16 protein-coding genes are annotated in these 21,113 nt (G+C 42.6%); 10 read left to right on the top strand and 6 right to left on the bottom strand.

Annotation, left to right across the window (positions count from 1 at the left end; genetic code table 11):
* Positions 1-19: 19 nt before the first annotated feature.
* Positions 20-940 carry a PD-(D/E)XK nuclease domain-containing protein gene (locus K0I62_RS04530; RefSeq protein WP_220070333.1) on the bottom strand — a complete coding sequence of 307 codons (921 nt, stop codon included), beginning with the start codon at positions 938-940 and terminating at the stop codon, positions 20-22.
* A gap of 818 nt (positions 941-1,758) precedes the next feature.
* Here K0I62_RS04530 and K0I62_RS04525 point away from each other — a divergent pair.
* Together K0I62_RS04525 and mgtE are read left to right on the top strand one after the other, a co-directional pair.
* A complete protein-coding gene (locus K0I62_RS04525) occupies positions 1,759-2,718 on the top strand; it encodes an integron integrase (RefSeq protein WP_220070332.1) in 960 nt (319 codons plus the stop codon).
* A 1,149-nt stretch (positions 2,719-3,867) separates the two neighbouring features.
* Positions 3,868-5,223 (top strand): magnesium transporter, encoded by a 1,356-nt coding sequence (gene mgtE / locus K0I62_RS04520; RefSeq protein WP_220070331.1) that lies wholly within the window; start codon positions 3,868-3,870, stop codon positions 5,221-5,223.
* Positions 5,224-5,503: 280 nt separating this feature from the next.
* Here mgtE and K0I62_RS04515 read toward each other — a convergent pair whose 3' ends face one another.
* From K0I62_RS04515 to K0I62_RS04505, 3 genes are all read right to left on the bottom strand, one after another.
* A complete protein-coding gene (locus K0I62_RS04515; protein ID WP_220071279.1) occupies positions 5,504-6,370 on the bottom strand; it encodes a mechanosensitive ion channel family protein in 867 nt (288 codons plus the stop codon).
* A gap of 197 nt (positions 6,371-6,567) precedes the next feature.
* Positions 6,568-7,827, bottom strand: coding sequence for a hypothetical protein (locus K0I62_RS04510; protein WP_434086836.1), 1,260 nt, complete (start codon positions 7,825-7,827; stop codon positions 6,568-6,570).
* Positions 7,828-8,217: 390 nt separating this feature from the next.
* Positions 8,218-8,691 carry an Hcp family type VI secretion system effector gene (locus tag K0I62_RS04505; RefSeq protein ID WP_220070329.1) on the bottom strand — a complete coding sequence of 158 codons (474 nt, stop codon included), beginning with the start codon at positions 8,689-8,691 and terminating at the stop codon, positions 8,218-8,220.
* A gap of 518 nt (positions 8,692-9,209) precedes the next feature.
* On the opposite strand from K0I62_RS04505, the gene K0I62_RS04500 reads away from it, so the two are divergent.
* From K0I62_RS04500 to K0I62_RS04485, 4 genes are all read left to right on the top strand, one after another.
* Entirely contained in the window at positions 9,210-10,742 is a 1,533-nt protein-coding gene (locus K0I62_RS04500; protein WP_220070328.1) for a flavocytochrome c, read from the top strand.
* 57 nt (positions 10,743-10,799) lie between these two features.
* Positions 10,800-11,990, top strand: a complete 1,191-nt coding sequence (locus tag K0I62_RS04495) for a DcaP family trimeric outer membrane transporter (RefSeq protein ID WP_220070327.1) — start codon at positions 10,800-10,802, stop codon at positions 11,988-11,990.
* A 57-nt stretch (positions 11,991-12,047) separates the two neighbouring features.
* Positions 12,048-12,383, top strand: coding sequence for a cytochrome c3 family protein (locus tag K0I62_RS04490; protein WP_220070326.1), 336 nt, complete (start codon positions 12,048-12,050; stop codon positions 12,381-12,383).
* Positions 12,384-12,566: 183 nt separating this feature from the next.
* Complete coding sequence (locus K0I62_RS04485) at positions 12,567-14,198, top strand: sigma-54-dependent Fis family transcriptional regulator (protein WP_220070325.1); 1,632 nt, start codon at positions 12,567-12,569, stop codon at positions 14,196-14,198.
* A 145-nt stretch (positions 14,199-14,343) separates the two neighbouring features.
* On the opposite strand, the gene K0I62_RS04480 is transcribed toward K0I62_RS04485, so the two are convergent.
* Positions 14,344-15,849 carry a methyl-accepting chemotaxis protein gene (locus tag K0I62_RS04480; protein WP_220070324.1) on the bottom strand — a complete coding sequence of 502 codons (1,506 nt, stop codon included), beginning with the start codon at positions 15,847-15,849 and terminating at the stop codon, positions 14,344-14,346.
* A gap of 10 nt (positions 15,850-15,859) precedes the next feature.
* Entirely contained in the window at positions 15,860-16,456 is a 597-nt protein-coding gene (locus K0I62_RS04475) for an SCO family protein (protein WP_220070323.1), read from the bottom strand.
* A gap of 595 nt (positions 16,457-17,051) precedes the next feature.
* On the opposite strand from K0I62_RS04475, the gene K0I62_RS04470 reads away from it, so the two are divergent.
* Genes K0I62_RS04470 through K0I62_RS04455 form a run of 4 tightly spaced genes read left to right on the top strand, consistent with a single transcriptional unit; the run spans position 17,052 to position 21,089 of the window.
* A complete protein-coding gene (locus tag K0I62_RS04470; RefSeq protein ID WP_220070322.1) occupies positions 17,052-17,228 on the top strand; it encodes a hypothetical protein in 177 nt (58 codons plus the stop codon).
* Between the two features lie 3 nt (positions 17,229-17,231).
* Positions 17,232-18,728, top strand: coding sequence for a sodium/proline symporter PutP (gene putP, locus K0I62_RS04465; protein WP_220070321.1), 1,497 nt, complete (start codon positions 17,232-17,234; stop codon positions 18,726-18,728).
* A gap of 10 nt (positions 18,729-18,738) precedes the next feature.
* The gene (proB, locus tag K0I62_RS04460; RefSeq protein WP_220070320.1) at positions 18,739-19,839 is read left to right on the top strand and encodes a glutamate 5-kinase; all 1,101 of its coding nucleotides are present in this window, start codon (positions 18,739-18,741) and stop codon (positions 19,837-19,839) included.
* Positions 19,840-19,841: 2 nt separating this feature from the next.
* Entirely contained in the window at positions 19,842-21,089 is a 1,248-nt protein-coding gene (locus K0I62_RS04455) for a glutamate-5-semialdehyde dehydrogenase (protein ID WP_220070319.1), read from the top strand.
* The last annotated feature ends 24 nt before the right edge of the window (positions 21,090-21,113 follow it).

Raw genomic sequence — 21,113 nt, 5'->3', positions numbered from 1 at the left:
TAAACGCTTTGTTAGGCATCTAATTTCCTTTAGGTGAAATTATGACTTGAACATCAATTCCATTGCTTGGTTTAGAAAGATCATTTTCAATGCCTTCAGGATTTTTAATTAATAATTCAGGATCATAAACAAAACAAATAAGCCTCTTACATTTAGGATGAACACTATACCTTCTAGTATCCACTATAAGTTGCTCTCCAATATGTTTATCTTTCAATGCTGTCCTAGTTTTCTTAACCTCAACTGCTATCTCCTCATCAGCAAGTAGAAAATCAATCCGTGAAGCCCCTCCCGCATAACTAGGAGTATACTCTTCTGCACGCACATCACTGAAATGAAGCTTAAAAATAGAGTGAAGTAAATCCTGAACATCATACTCATCAGATACAATAATCGTTTGTCTGTTATCATATCTTTTAGTTAGTTGGTTACAGAATTTGTGAAAATTGCGACATATAGTCTCTACGGAACTGCACAAGGGCTCAGCACCTTTTGAATCTTGGCGAATATTAACCTCATATAACTTAACTAAATCAGGACTATTTTTTAGAATTTTTAAATTAGTTTCTCCGATGGAAATAGCAATTTTATCCTTTACAACAGATACTACATTATCAAGGATCTGCTGTTTATTAAAACTGTCACGTTTTTCAGAAAGTTCTTTTGCCTTATATTCAGCAAGTTCACCCGTACTGTAAATAACATGTTTTTTACTAACTTCATGGGCAAAAATAATTGCTACTTTTATTTCATCTTTTATAACGTTGTTTAACTCAGATAAAATAAATTCATCTTCTTCTTGATAAAGTATATTGTTCTCAATTCGTATTTCAGATAAATATTCGAGAACACTATCAACCCAAACAAGTAAAGAGTAGTCGATATAGGCATTTATTGATTTGTAAAATACTGAGATAGGACCATATGACTCTTCGATCATTTCTCTTTCGAGATTAAGTAAGCACTCTGTTCTAGGGCTGTTTAAAAACTCATTGTAAAGATGTCTTATTTTAGAAGACACGAGATTATTCAAAAATTCCATTCTTTCAAACTTTATAGATTTAATGTATTGAGATTATATTACATGATTACACTGTATCAAATGAAACATGCACACTTATGTTATTGTTGCCTAACGATCGTGATTCACGAGCCGAAGGTCTCGTGTAATGGGTTGTTCTTTACTTTCGGAGAGAGGCGGTTATCGCTACTCAATCCGTGAGTTCATATTCCATGCCCTTGGGGCTTAATTGATGCCCCCCTGCGGCGTGAGGGAAGCATCGCTTCTTTACTTGAAGTCAATTGCAGGTCTCTTTAAAGCTTCGCTTTACGAGCCTTAGCAAGTGCCTTCAAGCTATCATAAATAAGGCGTTTCTTCCATCGCGTTTGGCTCTATCTATTCCTTCGGCTAGACTTAAATATCACTTCTTTTTTGCTAAAAATCGTCTACCGCAGGTCAAGAACATTTTATTAGTGCGCATGCGCGTTTACCTCGTTGGACCAGTGAAAACGCGCACAGTTAACTATCTGTATGTAATGAACTTATCAGCATTTTGCTAAATATACCATCTGGAAAAACGCGCATGCGCGTTTTCCAAACCTATTATCTCAAGTCGTCAACACATAACTGATTGATAAAAATGAATTATATGAATTAGTACGTGTATAAACGCGCAAAATTATTTCACTATTTTCCTTGATATTCGGAAATATCAAATAATACTGTATAAATAAACAGCACTTTAGAGTGAAGTTATCATGAGTCTAAAAAGCCCATTTCTAATCGGTGTTCAAGAAACAATGCGCATGCGTGGTTACAGTATTAGAACAGAAAAAACTTATCTGTATTGGATCAAGGCATTCATTAACTTTCACCACAAGCGTCACCCCGAAACAATGGGAGCGGAAGAAGTTACACAATTTTTAACCTTCCTTGCCAACCAACGGAATGTGGCAATCAACACTCAAAAAATTGCACTTAATGCATTGGCCTATTTGTATCAGAAGCATTTGCACCATGAGCTTGGGGATTTAGGTTTTTGCTATGCCACTAAACAGCGACATTTACCGACAGTGTTATTCCCATTGGAAATATCATCGATATTAAATCAACTCTATGGCCGCGACAGGCTAATCATTGAGCTGCTCTATGGTAGTGGACTGAGAGTTTCAGAATGTCTCCGGTTACGTGTCCAAGACATTGATATGGAGCGGGCTACACTGACCATTAGAGACGGAAAAGGGCGAAAAGATAGGCAAACCATCCTCAGCCATAAATGCGCCGAAAAGCTTACAGCATATATTGAGAAAGCTACTAAGATCCAACAGTATGACAACCAACGAGGGATAGGTCCTTCACTGCCAAATGCATTAGAACGTAAATACCCTAACGCTTTTAGGCAGCGCGGATGGATGTTTATTTTCCCTTCTAAAACGACCTGCATCCACCCGTTTACTGGAATAGTTTGCAGGCATCATCTGCATCAGAGTGTTATTCGTAAAGCGCTCGGGAATGCCGTGCGTAGTATTCAAATAAATAAACGCGTCACCTGCCACACGTTTAGGCATAGCTTCGCAACTCATCTACTTCAAGCCGGTCGTGATATAAGAAGTGTTCAAGAGTTACTTGGCCACAATGACGTGAGTACAACGCAAATCTATACACATGTACTTGGCCAACATTTCGCGGGGACAACGAGTCCGTTAGACACACTATAAAGTCGGAGTACTCTAGAAACTCTGTAGCATGACTAAAATTTGGTCAACTTATAGTTTGTAGAGTTAATTGTCAGCTGCCCCAATAACTCGCAATGGGGCAAAAATCAGTTAGCTTTCACGCCTGAAACACACCAATACCGTCAAATCGAAGAGATAAAATGACCCAGTGTAAGCACGGTTTTGGCCTTCGAAATCATGGATGATTTCGCAGAGCCCACATGGAAGTGCTCGAACAACGTCCATGTCTAAAAGCCAGTTCGACATCCCTGTCTCTCGTTCATGAGCACGAAGCTATGCTTCACTCACCGAGCCAAAAGAGTGCTTGCACATTCCTCGCCGGATAGGCGATTAGTAACAGCGAAGGTGTGACCTTCAAAGACTTCCAATAAATGAGAGTATAGCCCAACGCTACTAAGCCAAAAAATGCCATACCTTCATTTAAAGGCCAACAAACTTTGGGGCAAAACCTTCTTAGCTTTTAATTCTCAAGTCACACCAAACACTATCTATCACATCTGACCCATAGGGATATGGGAAATGTCAGTGTGATGTAGAGAACATCACTGACCATATGAACACGACATTGGTGCATCCATGCACTGCACTTACCGCAGGTGATAGATTGCCATGACTCAAACACACCCAACAAATAAGATGCAGACAAGCCCTACTAAGCTAAAAGATGCCAACCTTCACTCAAAGGAAACAAACCATTGTCAATCAGTGACTTGAAGGCACCGTTAGTTCAAGTTATAGAATGATTTTAACTTACCGATTGTACCATGACTTAATCAAAGCCGATGATAAGGCATCGATACCAAACACCTCAATATAGCGCTTCATATCGGTTCTCTCGATAATAGGAAGCTCTAACGCTAGGTGGTATAACTAGCGTCAATCCTGTATGGTATTAACATAATGATTTCAAGCACCTTTGTTCTATGCGCATTAGGTATCTTTGATGAATACCAATCGATAGTCTCAGCAAAGAAGCGTCTGGCTATACTGTAACAGCCGTCATCACCTCCTCTTTAAACGGGTTCATAATCGGATGCGCTATTATATTAATTGATCTCTATTGATTTTTTATCTGTATCTAATCGAGCATGCTTGGCTGGCGTTTGCACCAAATAACAGGACTTTGCCTATATGACCATAAAATTCCAGCACCTGATTAACTCTATTGACCATGCGATGGATGAAAACGATGACGCAGCAATACAGCAAATTTTGGCCAATACCTCTGCTGCTGAAATCGCTCGCCTTACCGAATCCTTACCCCAAAAAGACCGCTTAACGCTGTGGCCCTTTGTTCCCACCAATGTTCGCGCTAAAGTGCTACTAGAGCTTCACCAAGATCTGCGCCGAAGCCTTATCGCACACACAGATGAAGCCGAACTTACTGCCAGCCTCAGTGCAGTACAGATGGATGAGCTCGCCGATATTGATAACGACTTACCAATAACCGTCATCTCAGCCATGGTACAGGCGATGGACTCACAGCGTCGAGAACGCTACGAGTTAGTCAAACACTACCCAGATGAAAGTGCTGGTGGTCTGATGGATGTCGACATCACCGCCGTACGTGCCGATGTCTCACTCAAAGCCGCACTCAGGTATCTACGCCGCTTACGCCAAAGAGAAGGCGCACTGCCCGATCACTTAGACAGCTTAATGGTTGTCGATCGTAATAATGTCCTCTTAGGTGTTATTCCTCTCAGCCAAATTGTCTCAAATGACTTAAGCATCAGTGTTCGCGAGGTGATGTCAACTGAGGTCACCAGTTTTACCCCACTGGTCTCAGCCCGTAACGTGGCACAAGCGTTTAAAGATAAAGACCTTTTATCAGCACCAGTGGTGGATGAACAACATAAACTTATCGGCCGAATTACCGTTGATGATGTCATCGACGTTATTCAAGATGAAGCCGATAAAGAGGTGTTTGCACGAGCAGGTTTAGACAATCATCCCGATATGTTTGCACCTATCTTAAAAAGCTCCGGCCGCCGCGCCATTTGGTTAGGGATCAACTTGCTTACCGCCTTCCTTGCCGCCTGGGTCATTGGCTTATTCGAAACTTCAATTGAGAAAATCGTCGCGCTCGCCGTATTAATGCCTGTGGTAGCAAGCATGGGCGGCGTCGCCGGCAGTCAAACCTTAACGCTTGTGACCCGAGGCTTAGCCCTTAATCAGATCAACGGCAAGAATATGGCTAAGCTTATCGGCCATGAATTTAGTATTGGCGCCTTAAACGGTATGCTGTGGGCTGGTGTTGTAGGCATTATTGCATTCCAATGGTTTGGCGACTGGCAACTTGGCATCGTATTTGGCGCTGCAATGATAATCGTATTAATTGCTGGGGTATTGGCTGGCACCACTATCCCACCGTTGCTCAAAAAAATGGGCATAGATCCGGCACTCGCGGGCGGCGTAGTGCTAACCACGGTCACCGATGTCGTGGGTTTTTTTGCCTTCTTAGGCTTGGCAACAGTTGTGATCTTGTAATGCCATCAACATGAAGTAAGCAAATATCCGGCGGGTATCGCATTCGTTTCGATAAGTGGGCTGATGTGTAACTATTGCATATCAAACTTATCAACTATTTGGGTTAATAAGGCTCATTTGTGGTTCTGGTTACCAATGAACAAAAGCTGAAGTATTCTATTTTAGGTGTAGGTTAAGCTTTAATTTTAAAACAACATTAGCCCAATGTTGCACCACAATTTTGTGTCACAACGCCCTGAAACCAGAGTTAAAAAGAAGCAAGCCTTTTAAATTTATTATGTTAACGTAACGGACGCTCGATGCTAATCGCGCCATCGATATGAATATCCCGTTGTGGGTAAGCAATCTCAATACCATGCTCGGAAAACAGCTGATACAATCTAAAACGAATATCACTGCGAATTTTCCGAGTATCAGCTTCCGAATTAGCATAGATCCAAAAAATCCCATCGAATATCAGCGCATTGTCACCAAAATCGGCAAATAAAACCGATGATTCAGGAACCTTCATAATCTCCTCTCGCTCATCTAAAGCTTGCTTTATTAATAAGGCGACCAACTCAACATCGGAGCCATATGCCACGCCAACCGTAACGGTTGAGCGGGAGTTGTGGTCTATCAACGTCCAGTTAGTTACTGTATTTTCAAGTAAATGACTATTCGGCACCAGCATATGCACGCCATCACTACGACGAATTAATGTCGAGCGGGTATTAATGCTTTCCACGACCCCTTTGGTCTCGCCTATCTCTAAAAAATCACCAATGCGGATCGGCCTCTCCCACATCAGTATCCAACCGCTAATAAAATTATTAATGATGTTTTGCGCGCCAAAACCAACACCAATCGCGACGGCACCAGAAACAAAAGCAAACGCTTTAATGGGAATATTGAGGATCTCAAGGCTGGTGACTAACAAAATGGCGATAGCGATAACTAAATAGATACGAGAAAAAAGATGCACCGCATCTGGTGCCACGTTTCTTTTATACAGCGCACGTCGGATCAACTTGCCAATCCGAGTCACCACAAACCACGCCAGCAATAAAAGCAATGGCAATTGCAGTACTTGAGATACCGTAATGGATGAACCACTGTAGGTAAAAAGGACATACGACATGGCGTCGCTAATGGTTTGCCAATTCATCATCACCTCATACTCAATCTATTATTTGAGTATAACAGGCTGATTAAAAAGCTGAGTTTATAGAAGCTATCTCTTTCATCTATGCATGAACTATAGCGCAATAGTCACCTAGATTAATCCTAAAGTCATCGTCAATATCTCCTCCAAAGTATCTGAGCAGTACAAAGTAACGTATTAAATGCTATGGAGAAGACCAGCTAAATCTGGCTATTTTTCACAACTTTACGCTCAACAAAACTAGACATAATAAACATCAACATATAGCCGCTACCTAAGGCTAGCACCACGGCAACCACATTATCGGTGAATCGAGTATAGAGGTAGTAACTGATGATGAGCGCCAATATGCCACCAAGACGTATGATTAAACTTTGTAAAAATAATCCATGGGCTTTGATAAAGGCGAGCTGATACGCATTAAGCATCATAAATACAAAAAATAGTGAAAAATGCATTAACACTGGCGCGGCCTTAGCGTAGGTATCGGGAAACACCCAACCAACCAGTTGCTGCCCGGCAAGCAGCATGGTCATAAAGAAACTCAATGACACAATAATCGCAATTTTATATACCCAACGCTTTATTAAACGCACTTGCTCAAACTGTTTGCCACGCACACACACCGCTAATTCTGGCAAAACAAAGCGATAAATAGGGAATACAAACAGTAGGGTCAAATAGGCGATAACCGGCCGAACAACCACTTGGAAGTCACCCAGTTCATCCACACTAAAATGGCCGATAGTTAACAGCACCGTAATGTAGATCATCAACAACCCTGCGCCCGCCTCAAGCGCGGAAGTAATACTTTTTTGCACAAAGCTCTTAAGGCTGGGGGTCATATTGACCGAGGCTAAAGGCGTTGTGGCAATAAGCTTGCGACGATTAATAAACATGTACGCGGCGACCGCTAATGAAGACAACATTAAGCTATAGAATAGTGATGCGATAGCCGTTTGATCCAACAGATAAAAAGCAACACCAAAGGCAATGACCTGTCCTAACGGTTCCATCCAAGTTACCCTATTTGAGATGTTGTACATGCGGTACATCGCTATCTGATTGGCAAAATAGACCTTAAGCCCCATCCCTAAAATAATGCCCACTAAATGAAAATAGGCCACATCGAGATGTAATTTATGTTTGATATAGGGAAGCACTATTCCCCACGTTAGCAACACCATTGCGATCAGGGTATAACGAAAAATATTGGTGATATCTTTATCGTTTTGAGTTTGCGAATAACTCACCACCATAGATGAGCGAAAACCTGTCATCAGGATCAATGACATGGAAATAATATCGACCACAGTGTGATAGAGCGCCAAATCGCTTTTTATCACCCACTGCGCTAGCCAAATTTTAAAACCAAAACCTATAGAAATACTAACGAGTGTCGCCCAAATCCCTGCAACAAAAGCGCTTTTTACACGCTCAATGGGAGCTACCTGCATGATGCCCTCGAATAAATGATAAGCAATGAGAAATATCGGAAGAATGCCAAGCAAAAGATTTTAGCAAATACAGAGGGATAAAAACGTGACAACACAGAGAAGGCGCTAGATTTCTATCTGCAAAACTAATTTAACACTCAGCATCTACCGCTTTGGATAGAATCGATGAACGTACAAACTCACCTTATACCAATCAGTATAAGATAGTAACAGTAGCGAATTCTGGTAAGTAAAATCGCCGTAAAAAAGGCCTTACATCACTTTTTAAAGTGATGTAAGGCCTTATCTGTGTGCCTGTGTGCCTGTGTGCCTGTGTGCCACCAAGAATAAGGTACTGGATAGTTACTGCGTGCCTATAGAGATCGTGCAGATAGATACTGTCGACTTATAAATTTAACAAGGACTATTTAACGCAATATCGAAGCAGTATGCAGGACTGTCATCGACTTCATAGGTCACTCTGGAAAAATTGAGCGTGATGTTCTCTGTTTGCAGCGCCTTTTTATCACTCATACCACCCACACTGTAGGATGTCACCATAACTTGCTGCATACGGATCCGCAGCCCTTCGCGCTTCATATCTACATTTGGCAATATTTCGCCAGTAGCAACCGCGCGTAAAATGGCTGCCGATAGAGAATCGGTATAACGGGTCAGTGAAATATCTTGAAAATTGGCTTTTCCCGCACCGCCACCACCGCCAGTATGAAGCGAACCAGACTGAGAAGCTCCCCAAGACCAGGCTAACACCTCTGAGACACCAATTTCATCCAATGTCAGCATTGTTGGGCCATCAACCTTTGCCGATGCAGTGGAAGCCATTCCCATTGCAGCCAAGGTTAATATTATTTTTAATCTTTGACTCATAGCGATTACCTAATGATCAATCATAAAAACCAAAGTATAGACGAATGCAATGAGCTTACTGAATGAACATATAAAATCTGGGTGATGATATAAAGTGAAGAAATAACACATATGTTATACATATAACATTTGACTTAATATAAAATAACCAAGCATCAGATTTACCTATTAGATAAAAATAAAAAACAAGCTTTAAAGCAGGATGAAAAATAAACTAAATATTAAATTTAAAGATGACCACACTAATAAGTGACCTCGGTCTTAAATAAGCAATTCTCACTATACTTCAATCTGAGAAACTTATTCCCAACAATGCAGAGACACAGATCACATCAATAGAATACACAAATAAAAACACCTTTTAAACCAACAGTTAAACAATAATAAAATAGCTGGCACGCTCTGTGCTCTTATCCTTTTGCATATATTTCTCAGTAATAAAAATGAAAATAAGCAGTTTGCCTTTTTTTTAATCAGGCAACCCTGTTTAAATGACATTGAAAATAAGGGTAATGATAATGAGCAAAGATACTAAGACTAATCTATCTAGACGTAACTTTTTAAAAGCGACTAGCATCACAACGGCAACAGCCGGACTCGCACTGTCAGGGTTTGCCTCAGCAAAAACAGCACCGACTTGCAGCACGATGCCAGAACAATGGGATGAAACCTATGATGTCGTCGTTGTAGGTAGTGGCTTTGCTGGGCTATCGGCAGCTATCGAAGCAAAAAATGCCAAAGCATCGGTGGTTATCTTAGAGAAAATGCCCGTTCCAGGCGGTAATTCAACAATTAATGGCGGCGGTATGGCCGTTGTGGGTAGCGATATTCAAAAGGCCAATGGTGTCACCGATTCTGTTGAGGCGATGCTAGGGGATATGTATAAAGCAGGTCTTGGACTTAATTATCCTAAGCAAGCACGCATGGTAGCCGAACGCTCCAATGAAGCTTTTGAATGGTGCAGAGATTATCTAGGGGTGAAATGGAAAGACAAATTGGCGCAGTTTGGCGGTCACTCAATACCTAGAACTCATACAACATACAACCAATCGGGTTCGGGTATCATCCAACCTATGCTAGCTAAGTGTAAAGAGCTTGATATTCCCCTGAATAAAAAAGTCTATGTTAAACGCTTAATTAGCGATAACGAAGGGCGTGTTGTCGGTCTAGAAGTGGTGACTAAGTTTAAGCCAGGTAAAGAAAATGCTACCGCGACTCATTTTATTAAAGCTAAGAAGGGAGTCGTGATGGCCTCTGGTGGCTTTGCGGCCGATGTACTTTATCGCTCGACTCAAGATCCAAGACTCACTGAAGAGCTGGCAACGACTAACCACAGTGGCGCGACTTCCGAATGCTTAAAAGAGATGGTCCGTGTGGGAGCTAACCCTGTACAACTATCATGGATCCAGCTTGGTCCTTGGGCGTCTCCAGATGAAAAAGGCTTTGGCTTAGCTCCCATCTTTGCCGCCTACTCAGCCTTCACTCATGGGGTGATGATCAACCCAGAAACCAGCGAGCGTTTCGTCAATGAGCTCGCCGATCGTAAAGTTCGCGCAGATGCCATCATCAAAACGGGCAATGTGGCTGTCGCCATTTGTGACTCTGTTGGTGTTACAGCATCTATGCACGTTATGCCAAAACTGCTCAAACGCGAAGTTGTTCATACCTTCGATACGTTAGATGCACTCGCCGCACATTACAAAATGTCAGCGAAAACACTGCAGGCTCAAATCGAGCGCTACAACAGCTATGTCGCTCAAAAAAATGATCCTGAATTTGGTAAACCTTTCTCAATGAAACAAAAGGCCATTCTTAAGGCGCCTTTCTATGCCGTACGTTTATGGCCTAAAGCTCACCACACTATGGGCGGTGTAGAAATCGATACTCAAGCTCAAGTTATCAATGTCGCCACTCGAGAAACGATCCCTGGTTTATATGCATGTGGCGAATCGACTGGCGGTACCCACGGTGCTTGTCGCTTAGGTACTGTTGCTATTCCTGACTGCATCGTATTTGGACGCATTGCAGGAAAAATGGCGGCCAATGCATAGCAAGCGCTCACGGCCAGATGATCTGGCCGCTATTTGATATTGTTCGAGGGGATAAAAATGTTAAAGAACACAAAATTGCGTATCGCTATCTGTTCAGCTCTTTTGGCTTCAGCAGCACCTGCACTAGCCTATGACTTTAATGTTAGCGATACTGATCTCACCGTTGGCGGTTATATAAAACTAACCGGAATTTTTGATTCAGACGGCACAATAAACGCGCCATACAACGGAGATCTATATAGCGTTTATTCAACCCCAATTGATGGCTCACCTAATGCAGAATCAAGTGATTTTAGAATGACGGCAAGGGAAAGCCGAATATTCCTAAAGTCTAGCACTGCGACTGATTATGGTAAGTTAACATCACATTTTGAAGGCGATTTTTTCGCCGACATCGATAATGACGGACCGACTTGGTCTAACAGCCACGGATTTCGTATCCGCCACGCTTATTTTAAAATGGAAAATGGTGCCCACTCCCTTTTAGCTGGGCAAACGTGGACCAATTTCATGGATTTCGCAGGCTCAATGCCTTCACTCGATTTTGCCAGCGATCCCGGTAGTAGCTTTGTGCGTCAACCTCAAGTGCGTTACCAATACAATATAGCTAAGGGTCAATATGCCTCTGTGAGCTTTGAAAACCCAACATTAGGTTTAACAAAGGCGGGGCCTTTTACTCAGGTAAATGCTGGGTCTTCTAGTGAAGATTTAATGCCAGATATTGTGGCTAAATATTTTTATGCCAATAAACACGTTACCGTGTCACCACGTGCCGTCGTGCGTCGCTTCGAGCTTGATGGAAATGATACTTTTGGCTACGGGTTAGCGCTAAACAGCAGTCTAAAATTTGGCGATGGCCATAAAGCCGTATTGGGTCTTATGTATGGCGACGGTATTGGTCGCTATGCCGGCCTAGGCTTTAATGCTGGAGCAGGGATCGATAATCTAGGCGACATCGATACGCTAAAATTCAGCAGTATCAATGGTGGGGTTATATTCTCACTTAAGAAGGACTTACGTTTAGCTGTGGGAGCGGGCTATTCCGAGCAAGATGAAGACGGATTCGAAAATGGCATTTTGACGGAACATGCCAACAAAACGGCCTTCTCTTGGCATACCAACCTGTTCTGGAATATTACCTCGGATGTTGAATATGCAATCGGGGTGAGATCTGGGGAAGTTGAAAACATGGGAACACGAGAGGGCGATATGACTCGTTTCCAAACCTATCTCAAGTACACCTTCTAGATGAATAGAGAAAATGCAATCACCTGCATGGTTGCATTTTCTCATAATTGGATAAATATGATGAACATAAAAAGTCTAGCAATTCTATTACTTGCCTTCTTAGCATGCTCTTCACAAGCGTTTGCAATGAACAAAGTTAAATCTCACCATAAAGATGCAGGTTTAACATGCAAAAGTTGTCATACGACTAAACCTTTTGAAGCGGTCGAAATAGATCAATGCCTTACTTGCCATGAACTTCCCAAACAAAAAGAAGACTACCATGGCGCACCAGATAAGCACGACTCCCCTCACTACGGAACAAGTCTTGAGTGTGAAAACTGTCATGCCGAACATGAAGCATCAGAAAACTACTGTAATAATTGCCACGAATTTGATTTTAAAGTGCCTTAATTTATTAGCGTTTTAAACTCTGTCGTTAATATTAAAATGACGCTTTAAATTTTTATTAAAGCGTCATTTTATTTATGTCTTTAAGCTACTTTTCAACTATCTTATATAACTAAGAAGACCATCACTGAAACATAAAATATATAATGTTAACTTAACGTCACCCTTGTTAAATTTATGGTTTTAATGAAAACATCACAATTAGATCTTCGCGAACTCCTCTCCTTTAAACCTCATGGAGGTACCATGAGCTTTCTTGGCAGAAGAACCTATCTAACAGATATGGTTTCACATGGTCTGTTAAGAAAAGAGTTACTAGCGACTTTTGGCTACGAAATGACGCGTACCACGATTACACGCTCAGGGTTTATAAGAGGCTGGCTACTCGCGGAACAGATAAAACGCCAGATGCCTGAAGTATGGGATGAAGCTCGCGAAGGCGTCCTAGGACCGATGATCTGTTCAATGTTTGGTTTTGGCGAAGTCCTCAGCAGTCATCGAACCGATGGTATATCTGACGCTCCCCTAGTTGAGACCTACTTCATTGGCTCATATGAGGCCGAGCAACAACTTCGCTTAAACGGACTGTCAGAAAATGTCACATGCTGGGAGCAGGTAGGGTTTGCTAGCGGTTATGTCTCCCATATCGAGCAACGTACAGTCTATTTTATCGAGTCAGAATGCCAAGCTAAGGGAGATTGTCATTGCCACCTAATTGGTAAATATATTGAACAGTGGAACGAAGAAATTGATCCTTACCTGCCCTATTTTAATGGTATTAATATCGACACAGTTCAAGCTGAAGTCCACGATATCTTGAAAGTAGAAGAGTACTTTCCGCGCAATTTTAGTCAAAATCTAGATTTAAGCGTGAAAGCTAATTATGTCCGTTGTGGCTACCCAATCAACAATAGCTACCCGATGCAGAAACTCATTGATATGGCAATGACCGTCGCCAAGGTACCCACCTCGATTTTAATTACTGGCGAGAGCGGTGTTGGTAAAGAAAAGCTAGTAGAGTTTATTCATCAACATTCGGATTTAAGTGATAAACCGTTACTTGCAATAAACTGTGGCGCAATCACTGAGACATTGTTAGACAGTGAGCTATTTGGCCATGTCAAAGGGGCTTTTACTGGTGCTGACAATCACAAAGTCGGACTGATTGAGAGCGCAAATGGTGGCACGTTATTTCTCGATGAAGTGGGAGAGCTGTCCCCAACGATGCAAACTAAATTACTGCGTGTTATTCAGGAGAAACAGATCCGCCGTGTGGGTGATAACTGCATCAAAGATGTTGATGTTCGAATTATATCGGCCACAAATAAGGATTTAGAAGCCGCGGTAGAGTCCGGTGAGTTTAGACAAGATCTCTATTACCGCCTTAACGTGATAAAACTCACCATTCCACCATTAAGAAATCGTGGTGAAGATATACTACCTTTAGCGCGTTATTTCTTAGCGGACTTTAATAAAAAGTTGAACCGAAACATTACAGGTTTTAACTATAAAACCGCCGATCTTCTGCTCAATTACGATTGGCCCGGAAATATTCGTCAATTAGCCAATACCATAGAACGAGCAGTTGTATTAAGCGATGGTCCTCAAGTGATGCCAGAAGATCTGCCAGAAGAGTTTCATCAAAACATCACTAAACCGTCAGTCAACAATGGCATTAAACCATTAAATCGTATCGAGAAAGACTACATTATTTCAGTATTAGAGACGCTAAATAACAACAAAGCACTGACAGCCAAAAAACTAGGCATGAGCTTAGCCACCCTTTATCGAAAACTAAAAGAATATGATGAAGAGTGATCTATTGGCACTCAGCTTAGTTGATACAGGACTTGCTACCCACTTTTGCAGAGCGGATTAGTGGACTCATACTTTCAACCCAAATAGTTGAATCGAAAGACATCATTATCACTCAGTATTTCGATAATGATGACATTAGCATCAGCTAAACCTTATAAATTGCGGCTTTTGTTTGGTATTCTTTAGCAATACCTTGTATTGCAATCGCTGCGGTGGCTAATGTCTTAACCTGCTCAGATAAGAGCTGTATCGATTCTGCGTTCTGTAAGATCTCTGCACCAACACTTTCTAACACACTTGATTGTGATTTAGTTTCAGTTGCTACGCTTTCGCTTAGTTGAGCGACCTCTGAGATCTGCTCAGAGCGAACACCTAATCCGTCGGCAATATTTTGCGTATGGGTAACATTTTCTAGAGTCCGCTTTTGCCCAAGATCCATTGATTCAACCGTTTTGACCATAGAGGCATTAAGTCTCTCAAGCACTGTGGCGATCTCATCTGTCGAATGACTAGTTCTTTGGGCTAATGCGCGCACTTCATCGGCAACCACCGCAAAACCACGTCCAGACTCGCCCGCTCTAGCGGCTTCAATAGCCGCATTCAATGCTAATAAATTGGTCTGTTCTGAGATACTACGGATTCCTTGCAGTAAATTAGTGATCGCGGTGACATCAGATGTGAGCTCAGTTAATGAGCCTCGGATCTCATTAGTATTCGCCTCTAATAAGCGCATATCTTTCATCACATCTAGTGCACTATGTCTATCTTCTGTGCTTGTTAGCGCCGCTGACTTTGCTCGCTCGGCCGACAATTGGCTATTGCCGACAACTTCGTTTATCCGAGCAATCACATCTTGAGTGGTATAAGTGATGCTCTTGGCTTGCTGATTATAATGCTCTACTTCATGGACAGTTTTATCGCTAGTCACTTTCAATTCATCCGCCGTAGCATTCATCTCTTTGGCAATATCTCTATAATCTGCAAAAAGTTGAGCCAGTTGATCCAGCATAGTATTAAAGGCAGCCTCCGCACTACTGCTATCAGCTCCTAGACGTAGAGTGAGATCTTTATTCTGTGAAATAGTTTCAATTGCTTGCGCAATTCGCTGATTTGCCGACGACTCCTTACGCATAAACGACGCCAATAACATTAATATCCCCGTTTCGGCCGCAGCAAAGACCGCATGAAGAAATGTGATGTTCCAATTACATTCACCAGCGAAAATCATTATCGGCATATCCATAAAGCTGCCCTGCTGCAGCTGAATTGCTGTAAATAACAGATGATGAGCCGCCACCGTCAGCAACGCGGTTAATAAGGGCTGCCAACGCTGATAGATCAAAAATACAGCCATCGATGCAAAGATATGAAAATGCATCTCTATCATCCCCATTTGGGTCTGTATCAAGGCTGCTGAGACAGTCATCATAATCACAGCTGCAACAATCCCAAATAAATGGCTACCTTTTAGCAGGTGATAGGCCAATGAGGTCACCACTAGAATGATAACGGCACTCATACTCGCCAGCAAAGTGAGCTCAGATCCCACCCAACCACTAATAAACAAAATCGGCGCTTGAGCGAGCAAAATTCTGAAGATATAGAGATCGTTTCTCAACGTCTGGGCAACATGGTAATTATTAGGGTTCATAACTAAGACTCTATAGTGATAAAAGTGGAATTAAATCAGCTTGTATCTTCTCAATTGATAACTGCCATTGGGTATACACTCGCTCCAATGAGGTATCGCGTGAGAACAAATATAAATTCCCAACGTGGTTAGGTATCCCATCTTGTATAGCAACTTTTTCGCGTAACACCAATTGAAGTTGATCAAGATCATCTCGTGACATTGATGCACTAACAAAACGCTTTGACTGTCCATCGACCATCTGACGGCGAATAGCGGGGCTATCGGTTTGTGGGTCTACAGTGACAAAGAAGAAACGCACAGAACTATCGGAATAAGGAGATTCATCAAGCCATTTATCGAGTGCGATCATTTGACCAATCCGAACAGGACAAATCTCTGAACAGCTCAAAAATCCCATAAACAGATATGTCGTGCCCTGCTGCCAATCACTAAATTGATGTACCTCACCTTCAATATCCTGCCAGTGAAAATCAATCTCCTTATTTGAGGCTTTAAGACCATAGCCTCCTTGAGACACCTGCGTAATAAATAGCGCCAATGGAACTGCTACCAGCGTTAGGATAATAAGAAAACCCGCTAACACAACTTGTCGTGAAACTGCCATAAACTGATAACATCCTCCTTCTAGGTAGGTAAATTATGGTCAATATTCTTTCAATTGGGTATTCAACCCCCAAAAAAAACAGTTAAATCACTATTAATAGAAAATGCATTTGGTCTCGAACAGTCAATCAAATACCAATAGCTATAACAAATGGTCTGTGCGATGTATTTGTACGAGTAAATCCAAGCAATCGATTATCATTAGGTTTTGCCGATAAAAAATTGACTGTTTATTACGCAGTTAGATTCCCTATCTCAACAAGCATTAAGACATAGCACTGCAGTCGACGCAGCCAGTAATTCCCCCCCGACTGATTGAAATCCAATAGCACTTCAATCCTAGTAGCTAAGCTAACTTCACCCACCTCGTCATAAAATTTGACGCGGTAATTGAAGCCCAAACATCGGCCTCGAAAAACTCACGCCCCAAACCTTTTCCTAACATTAGCGCTCACGCATAAACCACATAAAATCGGACTCGAGGTGGAAAAACACTCTAAAACAGTGTTAACATAGTTACAGCACTAACTATTAGCCCTATAACTATTTTGGTGGCTAATGACAAATATAATCAAGATAATGCTCAGGAGGGCAACATGTCGTCAGACAATGCAACGGAAGAGAATCTCATTCAACAGCTATGGTCAACTATGGCTTTAAAATGTAAAGAAGGGATGCAACTGTTCTGCTTAATCGCTATTTTAAGCACCTATCTCTTTGTCATGTTGAAACCCAATGGGATTCAAAATAACAAAGCGTTAGGAGGTCAATAATCAATGAACTACCTAAGTTATGTATCATTGGCCATCTATTTTCTCGCCATGCTAGCCATTGGTTTATTTGCTTATCGACAATCCACCAGCGATGTTTCAGGTTACATTTTGGGTGGCCGTCAGGTTAGCCCACAAGTTACCGCCCTTTCTGCGGGTGCGTCAGACATGAGTGGCTGGATGCTAATGGGGCTTCCCGGCGCTATGTTCTTGGTTGGATTTGAGACCATTTACATTGCAGTCGGCTTGTTGCTCGGTGCATTAATTAACTATTTAATTGTCGCGCCTAAACTGCGTGTATATACGGAAGTTGCAGATAACGCTCTGACAATACCTGAGTTTTTTGCGAAACGATTCCATGATCCAAGCGGTAATATTCGTATTATTGCGGCAATCATCATCGTAATTTTCTTCACCTTGTACACGTCAGCTGGTTTAGTTGCTGGCGGTAAGTTGTTTGAATCGGCATTCGAAGTGCATTACGAACTCGGGTTAATGATCACCTTAGGCGTTGTGGTTTCTTATACACTGCTTGGTGGATTTTTAGCCGTCAGTCTTACCGATTTTGTCCAGGGCTGTATCATGTTCGTGGCTCTGATTTTGGTTCCGGTTGTGGCGTATCAAGAGTTTACCAGTGCCGATAAGATGATGGACTTTGCTTATCAGTCTATTCCTCACTTTGGTGAGGCGATGCAAAATGTCACCCTACTCGGACTCATCTCCAGTTTATCGTGGGGCTTAGGTTATTTTGGTCAACCACATATCATCGTCCGCTTTATGGCAATTCGCAGCGTTGGTGATATTAAAACGGCGAAAAATATTGGTATGAGCTGGATGACAGTAACCATTATTGGTGCATTAGCCACAGGTTTAGTCGGTATCGCCTATGCCAATAAGTTTGATATGAAGCTAAGTGATCCTGAAACCATCTTTATCGTATTCTCAGAATTACTATTCCATCCAATGATCAGTGGATTCCTATTAGCCGCTATTTTAGCAGCGATTATGAGTACGATTTCATCGCAATTACTGGTGTCTTCTAGCTCATTAACTGAAGATATCTATCGTGTGATATCGAAGAAAGAAGCGACCGAAAAAGAGATGGTAAAAATGGGACGCTATGGGGTAGCAGGTGTTGCATTTGTCGCTAGTTTATTGGCGTTAGATCGTTCAAACAGTATCTTGTCATTAGTCAGTAATGCTTGGGCTGGCTTCGGTGCAGCATTTGGTCCGCTAGTGCTATTTAGCCTGTACAAGAAGAACCTAACCCATAAAGCCGCAATAGCAGGCATAGTCTCGGGCGCAGCAACAGTACTGTTTTGGATTTACGCCCCAGTGCTTGCAGACAGCAAAGCGTTGACAACGGTCATATACGAGATGATCCCCGGCTTCTTAGTGAGTAGCGTCGTGATTTGGGTCGTGAGTGCATTGGACTCAGATCCCTGTAAAAACACGGTTAAGACATTCAACGAAGCGGGCCGAGTACTAGCAGAGCAAAAATAGGGAAAGCAAAATGGCAGATTTACACTGGAAACGCATAGTCGTCAAAGTGGGTAGTGCCTTGATTGCTCCCCATAAAAAGGGGTGTAGCAGCCACTTCCTACTAGGCATCGCACAATTTATTGCAAACTGTCGAGCCCAAGGGTGTCAGGTTGTATTGGTATCCTCTGGTTCGGTTGCCGCTGGCTGGCACCGATTCCCGGGGGTCTCCGACCCAAATGTATCGACTAAAAAGGCTATGGCTGCCGCAGGGCAAGCCGACATGATGGCCACATGGGATAAGTTATTTGATTTTCCATCAGCGCAGATGCTAGTCACCCATGGTGATCTTAGGGATCGTGAGCGCTATATCAGCATTAAAGATACGTTATTTAGCCTGTTAGAACATGGCTTACTACCGATCATTAACGAAAACGATGCGGTGACCACTGACAAACTCAAAGTCGGTGACAACGACAATCTATCGGCAATGGTCGCGGCCGCAGCCGATGCTGACGCACTCATTATCTGCTCAGACGTTAAAGGGCTTTATACCAAAAACCCTAATCTTCATGACGATGCCAAGCTGATAAAACAAGTAACAGACATCAACGCCGACATCTATGCTATGGCGGGTGGCGCCACCAGCGATGTGGGCACAGGTGGGATGCGTACAAAGATTCAGGCAGCTGAAAAAGCGATCTCTCACGGCATTGAAACTGTGATTGTTGATGGTTTCGATTCCAACTCGTTCAATCAGCTATTGAAGGGGCAGAACCCGGGGACCTTATTCACCCCGTTTGAGCATCCGATGCAAGAACACCTGCACTGGATGACCCACACTTCACAGGCACAAGGTGAGTTAATCGTCGAAAATGACTTTGACGCAGATCTTGAACAACAAAATACACAGCTGACTAGCGACGATGTAGTAGCCATAAAAGGTAACTTTTCCGTCGGTGATACGGTATTAGTGCGCAAAGGCGATGGCACTAAATTGGCAAAAGCCAAATCCAATTACAGCAGTTGCCTACTTAATTTTATTGCGGAGCAAGACGATCGCGATTTTGCTAACGATGTTCAGCAAAAGACTGGCCCGATCATCTCCGACAAAAATATCGCCATATTGGAGTAAATATGAGCTTAATAAAGAATTTATCGAAAGAAGCTGCAGAAGCAGCACAGACACTTGCTGTATTGGATGAGCAGCTAAAAAACACGGTACTACTGGACATGGCGCGCGCGATCCGAGCGCACAGCTATGAGATCTTAAGCGCCAATGTGATCGATATGGCTCACGCCGAATCAAACCAACTTGGCGCAGCAATGTTAGATCGCTTAAAAATGACGCCAGAGCGAATAGAAGCTATGGCGCAAGGCATTGAAACTATTGCAGCCTTACCCGACCCCATTGGTGAGCTTAGAGACATTGGTCAGCGCCCAAATGGACTAAACATTAGTAAGATGCGAGTACCACTTGGCGTTGTCTGTATGATTTATGAAGCGCGTCCTAACGTGACAGCTGATGCTGGCGCATTATGCTTTAAATCAGGGAATGCAGTCGTGCTACGAGGCGGTAAAGAAGCGCTTCAAACCAGTAAGGTTATTGCTGATATTTTACAGACGGTGCTCAAGCATTATGGCTTACCACCAGCATTGATCACTGTCGTGCCCGATCCCGATCGTGCTTTAATGATGGAGTTAATGCAGCAACGTGATTATATTGATGTGATTATTCCACGAGGCGGTGAAGGCCTGATCAACTTCGTAACTGATCACAGTAAGATCCCAGTTATTCAGCATTTTAAGGGAGTTTGTCACCTTTACGTAGATAAAGATGCCGATCTAGATACCGCATTAGCATTGCTACTCAATGGTAAAACCCAGCGTACTGGAGTTTGTAATGCGCTTGAGGGGCTTGTCGTTCACCAAGATGTTGCCGCTGAATTTCTCCCTAAAGTAGCGAGCGCCCTTGCTGAGCATCAGGTCAAGATCAATGCTTGCCAACACGCGGCCAACTACTTTAACAACTGCAATCTAATAGACGATGGTGATTTTGGCCAAGAGTATTTAGACCTTGAAATCGCCATTTGTCAGGTTGAAGACTTTAATCAGGCAATCGACCATATTAGACGCTTTGGTAGCCATCATACCGAAGTGATTTGTACCAAAAATGAGCTTACTGCAGCTCGTTTCCAACGTACGGTTGATGCATCTGTGGTAATGGTTAATGCCTCTTCACGCTTCTCTGACGGCGGCGAGTTAGGCTTAGGCGCCGAGATAGGCATTGCGACCACCAAGCTGCATGCTTACGGTCCAATGGGTCTTGAGTCACTCACCACCGAAAAGTATTTAGTGAGTGGTGATGGCCAAGTTCGTGCTTAATCCATTGCCCCAAACCGCATGCAG

It is taken from the genome of Shewanella psychrotolerans (assembly GCF_019457595.1).
Classification (GTDB): Bacteria; Pseudomonadota; Gammaproteobacteria; order Enterobacterales; family Shewanellaceae; genus Shewanella; species Shewanella psychrotolerans.
Note: the sequence above shows the minus strand (reverse complement) of the source record. Positions and strands in the feature narration are given on the sequence as shown.

Bases quoted from the DNA above. Each gene is read 5' to 3' on its own strand.
- K0I62_RS04530 (WP_220070333.1), bottom strand. From the start codon at position 940: ATGATCGAAGAGTCATATGGTCCTATCTCAGTATTTTACAAATCAATA.
- K0I62_RS04525 (WP_220070332.1), top strand. From the start codon at position 1,759: ATGAGTCTAAAAAGCCCATTTCTAATCGGTGTTCAAGAAACAATGCGC.
- mgtE (WP_220070331.1), top strand. From the start codon at position 3,868: ATGACCATAAAATTCCAGCACCTGATTAACTCTATTGACCATGCGATG.
- K0I62_RS04515 (WP_220071279.1), bottom strand. From the start codon at position 6,370: ATGAATTGGCAAACCATTAGCGACGCCATGTCGTATGTCCTTTTTACC.
- K0I62_RS04505 (WP_220070329.1), bottom strand. From the start codon at position 8,691: ATGAGTCAAAGATTAAAAATAATATTAACCTTGGCTGCAATGGGAATG.
- K0I62_RS04500 (WP_220070328.1), top strand. From the start codon at position 9,210: ATGAGCAAAGATACTAAGACTAATCTATCTAGACGTAACTTTTTAAAA.
- K0I62_RS04495 (WP_220070327.1), top strand. From the start codon at position 10,800: ATGTTAAAGAACACAAAATTGCGTATCGCTATCTGTTCAGCTCTTTTG.
- K0I62_RS04490 (WP_220070326.1), top strand. From the start codon at position 12,048: ATGATGAACATAAAAAGTCTAGCAATTCTATTACTTGCCTTCTTAGCA.
- K0I62_RS04485 (WP_220070325.1), top strand. From the start codon at position 12,567: ATGAAAACATCACAATTAGATCTTCGCGAACTCCTCTCCTTTAAACCT.
- K0I62_RS04480 (WP_220070324.1), bottom strand. From the start codon at position 15,849: ATGAACCCTAATAATTACCATGTTGCCCAGACGTTGAGAAACGATCTC.
- K0I62_RS04475 (WP_220070323.1), bottom strand. From the start codon at position 16,456: ATGGCAGTTTCACGACAAGTTGTGTTAGCGGGTTTTCTTATTATCCTA.
- K0I62_RS04470 (WP_220070322.1), top strand. From the start codon at position 17,052: ATGTCGTCAGACAATGCAACGGAAGAGAATCTCATTCAACAGCTATGG.
- putP (WP_220070321.1), top strand. From the start codon at position 17,232: ATGAACTACCTAAGTTATGTATCATTGGCCATCTATTTTCTCGCCATG.
- proB (WP_220070320.1), top strand. From the start codon at position 18,739: ATGGCAGATTTACACTGGAAACGCATAGTCGTCAAAGTGGGTAGTGCC.
- K0I62_RS04455 (WP_220070319.1), top strand. From the start codon at position 19,842: ATGAGCTTAATAAAGAATTTATCGAAAGAAGCTGCAGAAGCAGCACAG.